This is a genomic window from Streptomyces sp. NPDC005302 (assembly GCF_040607345.1).
GTDB lineage: Bacteria > Actinomycetota > Actinomycetes > Streptomycetales > Streptomycetaceae > Streptomyces.
This window is the reverse complement of sequence record NZ_JBEXGN010000013.1, coordinates 29,104-43,507: the sequence shown is the minus strand read 5'-3', so window position 1 is coordinate 43,507 and position 14,404 is coordinate 29,104. Positions and strand designations below refer to the sequence as shown.

Sequence of the window (14,404 nt, the reverse complement as noted above, 5' to 3'; positions counted from 1 at the left end):
CTGTGTGTCATTCATCGTGCGATCTCCTCCGCGTTGACGGGATTCCTGGAACTGAACGGCGCGGGAGCCGTCGCCCCGCCGAGGAGGTCGGTGCTCAGCCTGCGCCGTGCCCGGTGCAGCCTGGACTTCACGGTTCCGACCGCCACCTTGAGCGCTGCCGCGGCCGCCTGCTGATCCAGGCCCGACCACACGCAGAGTTCGACGACCTCGCGTTCGTGGCGTGGCAGCCGAGCCAGCGCCCGATGGATCTCCGACATACGACGCTCGTCGTCGACCCGGACGGCCACGCGGTCCGCGTGGTCGCCCACCGGTTCGTCATGCGAGATGAGCCGGTGCAGCAGCGCCTCGGCCCGCCTCAGCCGCCGCCGGGTGTTCGACAGGAGGCGGTCGGCGATGCCCAGCAGCCACGGCAAGGCCGAGTCGCGGTCCAGCACCGTCTCCGATCGCCGGCGCCAGGCGTGCAAGAACACCGTCGATGTGAGGTCTTCGGCCTCGGACCAGTCGGCCGTCCGCCGGAAGATGTGGTTGTAGACGGTCTTCCCATGACGGTCGAAGATCCGGCCGAATGCCTCCCGGTCGCCGTCGACGGCCCTCGCCCACAGCTCCCGGTCGGTTATCCCTCCGACCGGCACGGCGGGACCAGCGTCGTTCAGTTCCATGTTCTATACGTGTCCGGCACCGGCCGAAGGTTCCCGCTGAACTGGTTTCCCTTTGACGGACGGGTCGAGCGCAGGCCCGGATGCCGGCGCCCGCGTGGGCGGACCGGTTGTCCAAGGTCACGGAGTGAGGCCACCCCGGGGCCGCCCCGCGTCGTGTTCACGGCGCGGACCGCAGCGGCGGTACCTGCCACGTCATCCCCGGCGGCTGGAGTATGGGTGATGGCTCGGGCCCGGGTTCGTCGGCGTCGACGACTCCGGCCGCCGTGTGGTCGAAGTCGGCGGGCCAGCGGGTGTGTCCGCTGCTCAGAGCGCCGCTCAGGCGTGCTTCGCCAAGGTCGGTGTTTCTCAGGTCGGCGCCGCGCAGGTCCGCCATGCGGAGGTCGGTGTGGTGGAAGACCGCGCCGCGGGCGTCGGCCTTGCGCAGGTTCGCCTCGCGCAGGTCGGTCTCGGTGAAGTCCGCGTCACGGAGGTCGGTCGCGACCAGCTTCGCGCCCCGCAGGTCGGCGAGGACGCAGCGGGCCCGGTGAAGGATGGCGGTCGTGAGGTCGGCGTGCCGTAGGTTGACCGAGACCAGGGAAGCCTGGGTCAAGTTGGCGTGGTAGAGGCCCGCCGCCTCCATGCAGGCACGGTCGAAGTTGACCTCGGGGAACCACAGCCCGTCGCAATCGGCTCGGCGCAGGTCCGTGATGCTGAGGTTGACCCACGACTGCTCCCGGTGCTGACAGAGCACGCCGAGTGCGGTCAGGGCCACCTGGGCGTCGGCGGCGCGGGTCTCCAGGGGTGCGACGTCGTTGATGGGTACGTCCGTGGCGGGCGCCTCCGGCCTCGCGGGTGGCCAGGGGACGTGTGTGCGCAGATACGCCGCCTGGATGGAGATGATGGCTTCACGGTCGCGGGCTGACTGCTCCGCGATCCGCCACAGCGCGTGCAGCCCCCCGATGCGCACATCCAGTTTGTCGCTGCCGAGCTGGTCGACCGCTCGGCTGAACCGGTCGGTGACGTAGCCCTCCTGAGTGGCACGCAAACCGTCCTGACTTACCCGCAGTTGGCGCCACGTGGCATAGGCGCCGAACAGTACGACGAGGCCCCCGACGGCTTGCAGAAGGGTCGTACGGACGTCGTTGACCGCCGACAGCCGGTCCTGGGCGGAGATGCTCGATCCGGCAAGATCATGGTCGACCAGCGCAGCCGGCAGTACGACGAACACCGTGGCCAGAGTGGCGAGCCCCGTCAGCCCGATCAGCAGCGCCGCGCTCACGCGATGCCTGACCAGTCGGCGGAGCCGCCCCCGCCACCCGTGGAACCGTTCCCCCGTCTCCATGGGCACGAGAGCCTAGGCGCCTCTGAGAAGACGATCAAGGGGGCTGTGGGCGACTCCGAACGCCGGCAGGCCGGACTCCCGTGCGCGGGGTCGGTGGTGGCGGGGATCTGCAGGATCCGTCAGAGGGATGGCCGGGACGGAGTCACTGCTCGGAGGCAATGACAGCGTCCCGGCCAATCCGGCTCTTCAGGGGATTTTCGCTCCCGGGCTCGTACCGGACGGTGCCCCCGAGCGGTTGTGCGGCGGGTCAGACGGTGGGGCGTTCGCCGGCCGAGGCCTGCTCCTGGAGGAGGGCGGTGATCTGGTTGACGTCGTTGAAGATGCTGAGGAAGCTCTGGAGGTCGGGGCTGCTGGCGCCGTTGACGCCGACGAAGAAGGTCAGCAGATGGCCGTCGTCGGTCTGCAGGTAGCCGGCCTCGTTCTGGGCGGCGACCGCGAGCTGCTGGTTCAGCTTGTCGTCACCGAGAATCGTGCCCGGTTTGGCGAAGACCTTGCCCTTGGCGGGGCAGTTCGTGATGCAGGAGATCCCGTTCGAGCCGTCGACGCCGAGGATCGGGAGCAGCTTCCGGAAGGCCTTGCCGTCGCGCGTGTGCAGCCAGTAGGTGAGGAGCTCGACGAGGCCCTTGGGGGTGACCCGCTCGGGCGGCGTGCCGCCGCGCCCGTCGTTGAGCTGGAACTGGGTCGGGTCCACGTGCGCGACGTCGGTGAGGAAGTCGTGCTCGATCGGGAACGCGTCGAAGCAGTTCTTGCTGCCGCGAGCGACGGCCATGTTGCACAGGGCCAGGTTGGCACCGAGGTTGTGACTGACCTTGAGGATCAGCTTGGCGTACTGGCTGTACGGCGGCGAGACGTACGCGGCGACACGGGGGTCGTTGCGGTACGAGGCGGGCAGCTGCTTCTGCGGGTTGGGACCGGTGGACCGCGCGGTGACGTGGACGCCGACGCGGGCCAGGGCCTCGATCAGCGCGGTGCGGCCGAAGGCGTTCGGGTCCTGGATGTTGGAGACCCGCAGCAGCGGCTGCGCACCGGCGGCGATGGTGCCCGACAGCCGGATACGGGTGCCGTCGGGTGAGGCGGTCACGTTGACGGACGTGGTCCCGCCCTTGGCGACCGTCCGGACACTGGAGGTGACCTGGTACGGAGCGACCTGCGGGCGCCAGGACAGCTTGGCAGGCTGTCCGGGCTTGGTCGGCGTGGTGAGCAGGTCGATCAGGTTGTCGTTGAGGATCAGCGGGGTGGGCTGCGGGCTCAGCGCCGGGAGCTTGAACAGCCGGGGGTCGATGATGACGTTGCCGTCGACCTTGGTGATGCCCGCCTTGCGGATCTGCCGGGCGATCTGGTTGATGCCGGCGAGCGGGTTCTCGGGGGTGAGAGTGGCACCGGGAAGCTCGGCCTCGGTGTGGTCGATGTCGGTGTAGTCCACCGAGCCGTCGGGCTTGGTGCGCCCGCCCATGGTCAGGTCGCCCTGGGCGACCAGTGCCAGGTTCCCGTGCAGCGTCGAGCCGGAGCGGGAGCCGGTCGCCATGACCGGGGTGGTGAAGCGGTGGTCCGGGCCGAGCGTGTGCCAGGCGGTCGAGATGGTGACGAGCTTGACCGTCGAGCCGGGCACGAAGAACTGGTTCGCGAACCGGGAGTGGATCACTCGGCCGTTCGCCGGGTCCGTCTCCAGTACACCCCACTGCGCGTGCTCGTAGCCGGGCTTGTGCATGATCGCCTCGATGGCGGGCCCGAGGTCGTCGCCGTGCGCCGACGCCGGGGAACCGGCGGCGGACGCTCCCGCCAGAACCACGAATGTCGCACCGGCAGCGGACCAGGTCCGCAGCCTGCCAGAGATCATCGGTCTCATGCGTTCCGCCATTTCTGGAGTCGAAGGAGCCGAGTCGAGAAGCCCGTATTCACGGGCCCGACTCGCACGGGCCCAACTCACCGGGGCGCTCCAGGCGGAATCGTAGGGACACGAACCGTGCACGTTCCGTTGCTCTGCGTCGCGCCGACGGTGCGTGGGGGGAACTTCATCCAGTCGGTGGATCACTGATGGCGCGGATGCCTGGGGAAGGACTGCAGGACGTTCGGTCTCTCGCGTATCCGGTGGTGGCAGGGCAATCCGGTGACAGGGCAATCCGGCCTGCATGGGTGGTGACGGCGCGGCGCAGGCAGAGTGCCTCGTCGGCTGGGGGCTTCAGGTTGGCGACAGCCCAGGAGGCTCCGGCGTCGACGCGCCATCGACCCGCACCGTCGTACCGCGCGCTCTGCGCCGGCGCCGATCTCGGCCCTATGGGGACGGCGCGGACGTCCGCTGTCTGTCGACGTGTCCGGTCCCTCGATGGTGCAGCCCGGATCCCGCCAGGAGGGCCTGCCTCTCTGTCGGGATCCGGACACCTGCATGAAGGGTGGCGGCTATCGCATTCGCCTCATGGACCAGGGGTGCACCCGGGCGAGCGGCTTGGCCGGGCGGGGACAGGCGCGTCGCGGAGCAGGCCGCCGGAGGGTGCCCTGTGTCATGCCTGGGCGGGAGTACGGGTGAAGGCGAGCTTCGCTGTGACCGTGGTCAGGCCGCGGATCATGCCCAGTTGGTTCCACTCCATCCCGAACTGGTTCCTGTCCACGGTGAACTCCGTGGTGATGGTGATCGCGTCGGAGTCCGCGGCCGTGATGTGGGCGGTGGCGGTCTGCGGCCGCGTGATGCCCCGGGCGGTCAGCTGGCCGGTGACGTCGACGGTGTCGTCCTGGCCGGCCGTGGCGTTCTGCACGGCGAAGACGAGGGTCGGGTGGTTCTCGGCGTCGAAGAAGTCGCTGCCGTGCAGGTGCTTGTCGCGCTTGGCGTTGTTGGTGTCCAGGGAGGCCGCGTCCAGGGTGACGGTGCCGTGGGCCGTGCCGTCGGCCTTCACCTCACCCTGTCCGGTGACACCCGTGAAAGTGCCCTTGACCGTGACCAGGCCCCAGATCGTCCGGTGCGCGATGGCTACGGTGGAGAGGGCCGGGTCGAGCTCCCACGAGCCGGTCTCAATGGCGGCGGTCATGTCTTCTCCTGGTGGTTACAGACGGTAAACGTGGAGTGGAAGCGCACCCGAGATGAGTCAGAGGGTGCCCGCCCTGTCGTCCAAATTTGGATTACTGCACGCTAGTCGTTCATCCAAAAATGAACAACCGGTAGAATGCGACATCATGGTTGACCCCAACACCCGTGCCGAGCAGCCCGAACGCGAGTCGTCGAGTGACGCGGACCTGCTGCCCGCGGAGCTGCGTTCCTGGATGCGGCTTTTGTCCGCTGCCGGAGCTGTCGAGCAGCAGTTGCGCTCGCGGGTGAAGGACGCGATGGGGATTTCGCACGACGAGTTCCTGGTGCTGTGCCTGCTGGCGGACCAGCCGGGTTCCCGTCTGCGGATGACCCGGATCGCGGAGTTGCTGGGCCGGCCCAAGACACGGTTGACGTACCAGGTCGCCTGCCTGCAACGCGCGGGGCTCATCACCAAGATGTCCGCGTGCGGCGACCGGCGCGGCATCGAGGTGACTCTCACGGAGAAGGCACGCCACCTGCTCGGCGAGTCGTCGCGCCCCCTGGCCGATGCCGTCTCCGAGGCCATAGCGCGGACAGCCAGCTCCCTGGGCAACTCACCGTTGCGCGACATTCTTCCGGGGATGCCGGACACGGATCGGCAAGACGCGCAGTCCCAGGATCCGCCGGGATGACCGAGCGGGTTCAGGCGGATCAGTCGGTCACTGGAGGAGTGGGCATGCCGTTCACCGACCGCAATGCATGCCCTGCATGCCGTCGCCTCCGATGAGAGCGCGCCGGCGACACACGCTCGCGCGTCGGGAGGGACAAACAGGGACCGACGCGAGAAGGTGCTGCTGACCCACCGGTCGGACGGGTGTGGATACATCCGGCGATCCCGTGCCAAGGAGCAAGGAGCCCTGATGAACGACTCCCAGGCGGCCTCTTCCCCCGCCCCTTCGACCGACGACACCTACCGCTTCGACGATCTGCGCGCCCTGTTCATCAATTGCACTCTGAAGCCCTCACCTCAGCAGAGTCACACGCAGGGCCTGATCGACAAGAGCCGCGCGATCATGGACGCCCAGGGGGTCGCCACCGAGGTCATCCGCGCCGTCGACCACGACCTCGCACCAGGTGTCTACCCGGACATGACCCAACACGGCTTTACGACGGACGAGTGGCCGGAACTGTACGAACAGGTCCTTGCCGCCGACATCCTCGTGGTCGCCGGACCGATCTGGCTGGGGGACAACAGCTCGGTCACCAAGCAGGTCATCGAGCGGCTCTACAGCTGCTCCAGTCTGCTCAACTCCCAAGGCCAGTACGCCTACTACGGACGCGTCGGCGGCTGTCTGATCACCGGCAACGAGGATGGCGTCAAGCACTGCGCCATGAACATCCTCTACAGCCTGCAACACCTCGGATACGTGATCCCGCCACAGGCCGACGCGGGCTGGATCGGCCCGGCAGGTCCCGGACCCTCGTACCTGGACCCCGGCTCGGGCGGCCCGGAGAACGACTTCACCAACCGCAACACCGCCTTCATGGCCTGGAACCTGATGCACATGGCGGCGATGCTCAAGCGCGCCGGCGGCTTCCCGGCCCACGGCAACCGGCGCTCCGAGTGGGACGCCGGCTGCCACCTCGACGCGGCGAACCCCGACTACCGGTGACTCGTCCCACGGATGCAAGTCATTGACCGGGGGCGGCGTAGGCAGGCCGGAAGCAGGAAGCGTCGGCTGCGGTGCTGCGCCAAGCGGTTGGCGCCGGCGGTGCGCGGATTCCCGGAAGGAAACGGGCTGACCCCAGGCGCTCGCCGAAGCCCGGCAGAAGCCTTGCCCACGCCCGGCCCAGGCCCGGCCGACGTCCGGGCGGGGAAAGGCGTGGTGCGCGGGGCCGACGGAACCGGGTAACGTCCTTGTCATGTTCTTCCAGACTCCGATTCACGAGTGAGCGCGTGATGGGCCCCTGCCGGCGTCCTTCGACGTCGCCCGCGCCCGTCTCCCACCGCTGAATCCGTAGATCACTTCACATCATTCCGGGAGACCCCGTGAGCAAGAACATCAACAACCCCGTGGGCATGGGTGGCGGCAAGCGCAAGAAGCTGTCCCGCGCCGAACGGCAGAACAACGGGCCGCACCGCAACCTCGACCGCCAGAGCGCCGCCGACCAGAAAGCGGAGCTGGTGCGCAAGATGCGCGAGAAGGTGGGCGGATCCGAGGAAGCCGGGCAGGCGGGCGACGACAAGGCCAAGAGCTGACGCACCGCCGCCGCGGCGCGGCACCGCACGAAGCAGGGCCCGGGCCGCAACGCGCGGACCGGGCCCTGATGCGTTGACGGGCGAGGCATCGCAATCCGAGGGTCGTAGGCGATCAGTGCGGCAGCGCCGTCGGGGCCCGCCGACCGTGCCTGGCCCCGGTTCCACTCGTCAAGCTCCCTCGAAGTCGATCGTCCAGGGGCCCGCAAGGCGCTCTACCGGCGAACCGCGGAGATCAGTCCGCCTGGCCGCTCCTCGCGCTGCGGCGACGTGCTGAGCGGACGGCCGTAGGAGGCAGCGCATTCGCGCAGGGTGTGACAGTCCGCCTCCCAGCCGTGCCCGGCCAGCCAGTCCACCGGGTCGTCGGGCATCTCCGAGACCCACATCGACGCCGCCGACCCCGGCACGGCGTCCGCGCCGAAGCGCTCGATCACGCCGCGCGAGCCCAATGTCAGCCCCATCAGGCTGCCTGCCGCCGACTGCGCGCTGATCCGGGCCAGCAGTAGCTCCACCGCGTCCTCGGGCAGATAGATCAGCAGTCCTTCGGCGATCCACGCGGTCGGTACGCTCGGGTCGTGCCCTGCGGCGGCCAGCGCGGCCGGCCAGTCCTCACGCAGATCCACCGCTACGGTGACCCGTTCGCAGCGTGCGACGGCCTGCTTCTGGCGCAGCACCGAAGCCTTGAACTCCAGTGGCGCGGGAGTGTCGACCTCGAACAGTCGGGTGCCCTCGGGCCAGTCGATCCGAAAGGCCCGGCTGTCCATGCCGGCACCGAGCAGGACGACCTGCCGGACCCCCGACGCGGAGGCCTGCTCCAACAGGTCGTCGAGGAACTTCGTCCTGATGACGATGGAGTACGACACAGCAAGTCGGCGGCGTCGCGCGGCCTCGTCATCGGGCAGCGGCGGCGAGGAGGGCCACAGGCCGCCGGCGGTGGCGAAGGCCTGTGCCAGTGGGTCGCGGAACAGCGCGTTCTCCCGCTCGGTCTCCAGCGCCCGCACCCTGGCCACGCCCACCGCCGTGGCCCACACTCCGGACGGCTGCATCGACTCCTGCTCATCAGTCACCGCGTCAGCCTAGATCGTCGATTCGAAGAGGCCTGATGAGGGCCTGATGCGCACCTGATGAGGGACCCAGGGTCGTGCGAGGCGTGCGGGGCAGGCGCGCGCTGTCTGCGTTGATTTGGTGTCCGTTGATCGCTGTCCGCACCAGGGAGCAGCTGGGGGCCCTTCTCCTCGGCCGCGAATGGCGCTCTGGGCTGCGCGGGTGCAGGCTGGATGGGTGTTTGTCATGTCGTGGGGGGCAGAGGGCATCGCCCAGGCCGCGTCCGAGTTCCAGGACGTCGACGACGCGGCGGAGGTGCTGTGCGCCTCTGTCCGGCGAGCTGCGCTTTATGGCGCCTCGCAGGCGGAGGGAACGGCGTTCGGGCACGCGGCGGAGGCGTTGGCAGAAGGAATGCGTTCGGAGGGGCGAACGGCGCTGTCGGCGGGACGGAATTGGAGACGGGAGAACGGCGTTGTCTGGGTCGCGCTCTTCGCCCGCGGGGACTGATACGAGAAGACCTCCCAGGGGAGGGCAGGGGCAGCGGCGCTAGTCCGAGTTTTCCCGCTGTTGTGTTCCAGCAGCCGGAGGGGACCCACGATCCCGACTCCCCGGCCGGGTGGCTGCTCCAGCGGCCAGCCCGACTGGCTTCGACTGGCGGACCGCTCGGGCGGCCGTACGGGGTGAGCCGCCGGTCCAGCTCCGTGTGGATGTCCGTACACGGGTTGCCGGCGGCGCTGGGGACACAGGTCTGGAGAGAGGTGCGCGGGTGGGTACCAACTCGGCCTGGGTCTCGAGCTGGAGCGCCGGGTGGTGGGCGGTGGCCCAGGGACGTCTGCCAGGTCCGGACGGGATGTCGCGGGCGCGGGACTGCTCCAGCAAGTGCTGTCCGCCACGGACGACCGCTAGTTCGAGGGTGCGCTTTGTGACGGCAGATCGTTGAGCTGGGCCGGGGCACCCGCACGTGGCGCAGCTTGTCGGCACACGGTCGGCGCCCGAGATTCTGGGAGGGTGCTCATGGACGTGGTGCGGGAGTCGGCGTCGGCGGGCCGGGTGGTTCTGTTCGAGGAGTCGGCCCGTGACGGTGCGCAGGCGAAGACGCTGATGTCACCGGAGTTCCGGGTGCGGCTGGCTCGCGCGACGGGACGGATCTTCGGCTCGGACGGTCCACGGCACGTCGTGTTCGCTGCCGGATTCCCGGCTGTGTGCGGGCAGGAGTTCGAAGCCGTCCGCCGGGTCGCTATGGAGGCCGAGGGCGCGGTGAGCGTCGCCGCGGTGTGCCGCGGTGCGCGCCGGGACGTGGAGCAGGCCGTCGCGTCCGTGCGTGGCAGCCGGCACGCCCGAGTGATGATCGTCGTACCTGCCTCAGAGGCGATGGCGCAGGTGATGGTCCACCGCACGGCTGCCGAGGCACTCCAGGCCGGAGTCGATCTCGTGAAAGAAGCCCGCGGCTTGGATGACGCGGTGGAAGTGGACGTGTGTCTGGCCGACGCCTCCCGCGCCGACCATGCCCTGATGGGGCATTACACACAGGCCATGACGGGAGCCGGGGCTGGGCTGGTAGTACTGGCCGACACTGTCGGCGCCCAACTGCCGTCAGCATGTGGGGAGATGTTCACTCACGTACGTGCGAACGCGGGCGGCGAGGTGCTGCTCGCCTCTCACCTGCACAACGATCTGGGTCTGGGCCTGGCCAACACCCTCCAGGCACTGGCCTCCGGTGTCCGGGTGGTCTCCGCGTCCTGGCTGGGCATCGCCGAGCGGGCAGGCATGGTCGCCACCGAGCAACTGCTGTTCCTCCTCGCCCGCCACGCCGATGAGCTACTCGGAGCGGACGCCGCACCGTGGTGGACCGCACCGGACCTGACCCTGCTCCCGATAATCGCGCAGATGGTCGCCGATGAGACCGGTGTCCGGCTGGGCGTCACCACACCCATCGTCGGAACCGGGGTGGGCACCATCTCCACCGGCACGCCCTTCGTCCACCCACAGCTCTTCCAGCCCTTCGACCCTCAACAGGTGCTGGGCATCAATCCCCACGTAGTTCTGACCCAACTGGCCAGCGCCAGGGTCATCACTGCGGTCGCCACCCGCCTCGGTCACACTCTCGACCCTGATCAGACCCGGGCATCGTTGAGGTGGGTAAAGAACCGGGCGTACCGTACAGGCCACGCCATTGTCGACGACGCGGCGTTCGCCGACTACCTCGACGGCCTCACCCATCACGAGAGCGGGAGCGGGAGCACACGATGAGCGCCGAAGCGTCCCGCGCGCCCCGGACGGGGGTGGACCTCAGCCAAGCGATGCGGGCGCTGCGCGAGGGTGCGGCTGTGGTACTGCCGAACCCGGCGCCCCTCACCCACGTCGTGACCGCCACCACTCCGCAGGCGGTGAACGAGGCCAAGGGCAGGCCCCTGGATCAGCCGGTGGCTCTGTGGGCTCATCACGCCGACACCCTGCACGCCGTCGCGGCAGTCACGGAACTCGACGCGGCCGGCAGTGCCCTGGCCGTACGACTGCTGGCCGAGGAGTACCTGACTCTCCTCGTGCCCCTGCGCCCCAGCCCTCAGCCCTCCTGGCTCGCACCCGCGTGCAAGGCCGGCTGGGCGCTGCTCTTCGGTGCCCGCTGGCAGCCCCTGCGACCGCTCCTTGACGAGCATCCGGTGCTCTACGTCAGCAGCGCCAACCGCACCGGCCGACAACCTGCCGCCACGGCAGCGGACGCGCTCGCCATGTTCCCCGCAACAGTCCCGGTCCTCCAACTGCCCCACCCACTTGAACCCGAGGCCGCCAAGGCGACAAGGCAAGCGACGACCACGGTGACCCTGCACCCCGACCGCCGCCTGACCCTGCACCGCCACGGCGCACAAGACCGGCCCTACGACCACTTGGACGACTACCTCCACCATCTCCGGGCCGAATATGCGTGCACTTCGGCCGGCGCCACCGATATCTCGAAAGGGCAGACGTACCGGCCCTGACATGCCGCTCGCCGCCCTTGTGGCCCGCCACTGACTGATCGTTTCAGAATGAGTTGCCCTGTGGGGGCTTGCGCTCGGCGATCTTGGGCATTACAGCCACGCTCCCCGCCGACAACGTCCTGCCGGGACGCTGCGACCTGAGCAGGTCACCGAAGCGCTGAGGGCCTGGGGCTGAGGCACGGCAGTTGCGCGGGCCAGCTCGGACGCCCCAACTGTTGCAAGAGAGGGAACGTGATGATCCTCGACGTCTACCTGCACGGTCGACCGCATCAGCCTGCTATCTGACAGGAGAAGGAACTGCTTGCCACCCGTTTCCAGGAGCCATGAACTGTGCTCGCTCATCTTGTGGCTACCCGATCGGGCGTCGTGACCGGCGGGCGAACAGACGCCGTCGCTTGCGAGGTTGAGTCCTGAACGTCGTCTGGGGGACACCCAGCGCGGCGAGCCGTACATGAGCTGAGCCCCTCGCTGTGACGTGACGGCTATCCACAGGGCTGTGCCCGTGTCGCTGGCGCTGAAGGCTGCCCGAGGCGCCGTGCTCACGCCGATCGGGTTCCACCGGCCTGGGCACCGCGCCTCAGTCGCGCTACCGGTCGGACGGCAGGGCGGCTCCCACCAGGTCGAGCGCCAGACCGACGCAGTCCGGAAGGGTGTCGAGGTCGAGGGGCTGTGTGGCGAGGGCGCCCTCGTGCAGCAGAAGCAGTCGGGTGGCGAGGGTGCCCGGGTGCGAGCAGCCCGCCGCCACGGCGAGTCCTTCGAAGAGGTCCCTCAGCCAGAGCTTCTGGTTGGCGGCGACGCGGTGCGCAGGGTGCGTTGAGTCCGGGAGTTCCGCTAGCGCGTTGATGAAGGCGCATCCGCGCGTGGTGGTCCCGCTCCAGGTCCGCAGGGCCTCGAACGGGGCCGTGACGGCGTCGGCCGGAGTCGCGCTGGCGTCGACGGTGGCGAGAACGAGGGTCCGCCAGCGCTGGTCACGTTCCGTGAGATAGGCCGCCACGAGGTGGTCCTTGGAGCCGAACTGGTTGTACAGGGTCCGTTTGGTCACGCCCGAGTGCTCGGCGATCAGGTCCACACCGACCGCCGTGATGCCGCGGTCGTAGAACAGCTCCTCGGCGGCCGCCACGATGCGCCGGCCGGCAGGCGTCACCGGCCGCGTCTCCTCCACGAGGACCCCCTTCACAGATCGGTGTACGGTGAGAGATGTTCACCGATCAGTATACCCGCGAGAAGGTTCAGTCGATGGGAGTCCCCGACGTCATGCGAGCGGTGTGCGTCACCCGGCACGGAGGACCGGAGGTCCTGGAACTGGCGGAGGTCGCCGTCCCCGCTCCTCAGGCAGGCGAGGTTCTGGTCCAGGTCAGCGCGGTGGCGCTGAACAACACCGACCTGTGGACCCGGGAGGGCGCCTACGGAAGTCCCGACGACCCCGACGCGCTGTCGGGCTGGCGGGGCCCGATCGACTTCCCCCGCATCCAGGGCGCCGACGTGGCCGGACGGGTCGCGGCCGTCGGGACCGGCGTGAGGGGGGACCTCGTGGGACGGCGCGTGGTCGTCGATCCCGCAATCTACGAGACCGCGGGGCTCGACGCCCACCCGGTGGGCCTGATGGGGAGCGAACGCGACGGCGGATACGCCGCGTACGTGACGGCGCCGGCGGAGCGGGTGCACGACGTGACGGAATCCCCGCTCACGGACGACCAGCTCGCGACGCTGCCGACCGCCTACGGCACGGCGCTGGGCATGATCGAGCGAGGCCGGCTGCGCGCGGGGGAGACCGCCCTGGTCTCGGGAGCGTCCGGTGGCGTCGGCCTCGCGCTGGTGCAGATCGCCCGCGCGCGCGGCGCACGCGTGCTCGCCGTCAGCAGTGGATCCAAGATTGAGGCGGTACGTGCGGCGGGCGCGCACGACGTCGTCGACCGCGCGGGTTACATCCCCGCGCAGGTCCGCGCCTCCGCCCCGGAGGGCGTCGACGTCGTCCTCGACGTCGTGGCCGGCGAACTCGTGGGCGAGGGGCTGCCGCTGCTGCGCGAAGGGGGCCGGTGGGTGATCGCGGGCGCGCTGGGCGGCTACGAGGTGGCCTTCGACGTGCGCCGCCTGTATCTGCACAACGCCCAGGTCATCGGGTCCTCGATGCACACGCCCGCGCACTTCGGCCTCCTCATGGACCTCGCGCGGCGAGCGGAGGTACAGCCCGTCGTCGCCGCGGTCTTCCCGCTGGACCGGGCCGTTGAGGCACAGGAGGAGCTCTCCCGCAGGGAGCACGTGGGAAAGATCGTCATGCACCCCTGAGATCCGGTCGGCACCTCTTAATAGGTTCGGTCATAGCCCGTCGAAGGACGGGCCCGGACCTATGCGTGAGGGAGCCCGCATGGCCACGATCCAGCGCACGCCATGGCGCCCACCAAGTGGTGCTCGCTGCCGTAGGAGGAGTCCTCCTGCTCCCAGTCGCCGGCGTGGGCGCCGGGGGAGGCGATGGCGAGAGCCGCCGTCGCGGTGGCCGTGGCGAGGAGAACGCGAGCAGAGCGCATCACGAAGGTGCTGCCTCGCCGCTCGGGCGAGTGTGATGGGCCGAACGGGCGGTGATGGTGTGATCAATGAGCGCGTTGAGAGAGCCGGGCGATCAATGCCTGCACGGTTGGGCGCAGCTGTCCTATCAGGGCAGCGGCACCGAGACGGCGGGAGCTCTCAGCATGTCCAAGCTCAGCAGGATTGCAGTTTTGATCGCGGCGGCAAGCGCTGTGGTGTGCGTCGGCGCGGGCGCGGCCAGTGCTGACGCCGGTGCGGAAGGATTCGCCTACGGGTCTCCGGGCGTCCTGTCCGGCAACGTCGTCCAGATCCCGATCAGCGTGCCCATCAACGTGTGCGGGAACTCGCTGAACCTCCTCGGTGCCCTGAACCCGAGCTTCGGGAACACCTGCATCAACGGCGGCCACCGGGGCCACAAGGGTGGCTACGACAATGGCAAGGGCGGACACGAGGACAAATACGGCCGTGGCCACAGCGACGACAAGCGCACAGACCACGGCTACGGCGACCACAACAGGGGCATGTAGGCCCTGACCGACGTCGGAACCTGCCGCACTGAAGGCTTCGGTTGAACCACGGTCGTGCATTACCTCGAGTGAGAACCGAGACCAGGTTCGATCACGC

The 14,404-nt window shown here is 69.2% G+C and carries 14 protein-coding genes; 7 read left to right on the top strand and 7 right to left on the bottom strand.

Translation table 11 applies throughout. The annotated features are described in order from the left end of the window. Positions 1-11 precede the first annotated feature (11 nt). From ABZT74_RS20580 to ABZT74_RS20565, 4 genes are all read right to left on the bottom strand, one after another. Positions 12-659, bottom strand: coding sequence for a sigma-70 family RNA polymerase sigma factor (locus ABZT74_RS20580; RefSeq protein WP_356436767.1), 648 nt, complete (start codon positions 657-659; stop codon positions 12-14). A 157-nt stretch (positions 660-816) separates the two neighbouring features. Continuing rightward, positions 817-1,917 carry a pentapeptide repeat-containing protein gene (locus ABZT74_RS20575; RefSeq protein WP_356436764.1) on the bottom strand — a complete coding sequence of 367 codons (1,101 nt, stop codon included), beginning with the start codon at positions 1,915-1,917 and terminating at the stop codon, positions 817-819. A 310-nt stretch (positions 1,918-2,227) separates the two neighbouring features. Continuing rightward, positions 2,228-3,817, bottom strand: coding sequence for a D-alanyl-D-alanine carboxypeptidase/D-alanyl-D-alanine-endopeptidase (gene dacB / locus ABZT74_RS20570; RefSeq protein ID WP_356436761.1), 1,590 nt, complete (start codon positions 3,815-3,817; stop codon positions 2,228-2,230). Positions 3,818-4,478: 661 nt separating this feature from the next. Beyond that, positions 4,479-5,000, bottom strand: coding sequence for a YceI family protein (locus ABZT74_RS20565; protein WP_356436758.1), 522 nt, complete (start codon positions 4,998-5,000; stop codon positions 4,479-4,481). Positions 5,001-5,145: 145 nt separating this feature from the next. On the opposite strand from ABZT74_RS20565, the gene ABZT74_RS20560 reads away from it, so the two are divergent. The 3 genes from ABZT74_RS20560 (at position 5,146) to ABZT74_RS20550 (ending at position 7,238) form a co-directional block, all read left to right on the top strand. Further along, positions 5,146-5,670, top strand: a complete 525-nt coding sequence (locus ABZT74_RS20560; RefSeq protein ID WP_356436755.1) for a MarR family transcriptional regulator — start codon at positions 5,146-5,148, stop codon at positions 5,668-5,670. Between the two features lie 228 nt (positions 5,671-5,898). Further along, positions 5,899-6,651, top strand: a complete 753-nt coding sequence (locus tag ABZT74_RS20555) for a flavodoxin family protein (protein WP_356436752.1) — start codon at positions 5,899-5,901, stop codon at positions 6,649-6,651. A gap of 377 nt (positions 6,652-7,028) precedes the next feature. Beyond that, positions 7,029-7,238, top strand: coding sequence for a DUF6243 family protein (locus ABZT74_RS20550; protein WP_356436749.1), 210 nt, complete (start codon positions 7,029-7,031; stop codon positions 7,236-7,238). A 212-nt stretch (positions 7,239-7,450) separates the two neighbouring features. Here the strand turns inward: ABZT74_RS20550 and ABZT74_RS20545 are convergent, their stop codons facing one another. After that, positions 7,451-8,302 (bottom strand): class I SAM-dependent methyltransferase, encoded by an 852-nt coding sequence (locus tag ABZT74_RS20545; RefSeq protein WP_356436747.1) that lies wholly within the window; start codon positions 8,300-8,302, stop codon positions 7,451-7,453. A 991-nt stretch (positions 8,303-9,293) separates the two neighbouring features. Here ABZT74_RS20545 and ABZT74_RS20540 point away from each other — a divergent pair. Then, entirely contained in the window at positions 9,294-10,529 is a 1,236-nt protein-coding gene (locus tag ABZT74_RS20540) for a 2-isopropylmalate synthase (protein WP_356436744.1), read from the top strand. Next, positions 10,526-11,257, top strand: coding sequence for a Sua5/YciO/YrdC/YwlC family protein (locus tag ABZT74_RS20535; protein ID WP_356436741.1), 732 nt, complete (start codon positions 10,526-10,528; stop codon positions 11,255-11,257). The genes ABZT74_RS20540 and ABZT74_RS20535 overlap by 4 nt, the downstream gene beginning before the upstream one ends. A gap of 586 nt (positions 11,258-11,843) precedes the next feature. On the opposite strand, the gene ABZT74_RS20530 is transcribed toward ABZT74_RS20535, so the two are convergent. Then, entirely contained in the window at positions 11,844-12,419 is a 576-nt protein-coding gene (locus tag ABZT74_RS20530; RefSeq protein WP_356436738.1) for a helix-turn-helix domain-containing protein, read from the bottom strand. Positions 12,420-12,493: 74 nt separating this feature from the next. On the opposite strand from ABZT74_RS20530, the gene ABZT74_RS20525 reads away from it, so the two are divergent. Further along, on the top strand, positions 12,494-13,543 hold the full coding sequence (locus ABZT74_RS20525) for a zinc-binding dehydrogenase (RefSeq protein WP_356437087.1): 1,050 nt from the start codon (positions 12,494-12,496) through the stop codon (positions 13,541-13,543). A 59-nt stretch (positions 13,544-13,602) separates the two neighbouring features. On the opposite strand, the gene ABZT74_RS20520 is transcribed toward ABZT74_RS20525, so the two are convergent. Continuing rightward, the gene (locus tag ABZT74_RS20520; RefSeq protein WP_356436735.1) at positions 13,603-13,782 is read right to left on the bottom strand and encodes a hypothetical protein; all 180 of its coding nucleotides are present in this window, start codon (positions 13,780-13,782) and stop codon (positions 13,603-13,605) included. A 162-nt stretch (positions 13,783-13,944) separates the two neighbouring features. Between ABZT74_RS20520 and ABZT74_RS20515 the strand changes: the two genes are divergently transcribed. Then, positions 13,945-14,307: a chaplin gene (locus tag ABZT74_RS20515; protein ID WP_356437084.1), complete on the top strand. Its 363-nt coding sequence runs from the start codon at positions 13,945-13,947 to the stop codon at positions 14,305-14,307. Positions 14,308-14,404: the final 97 nt, after the last annotated feature.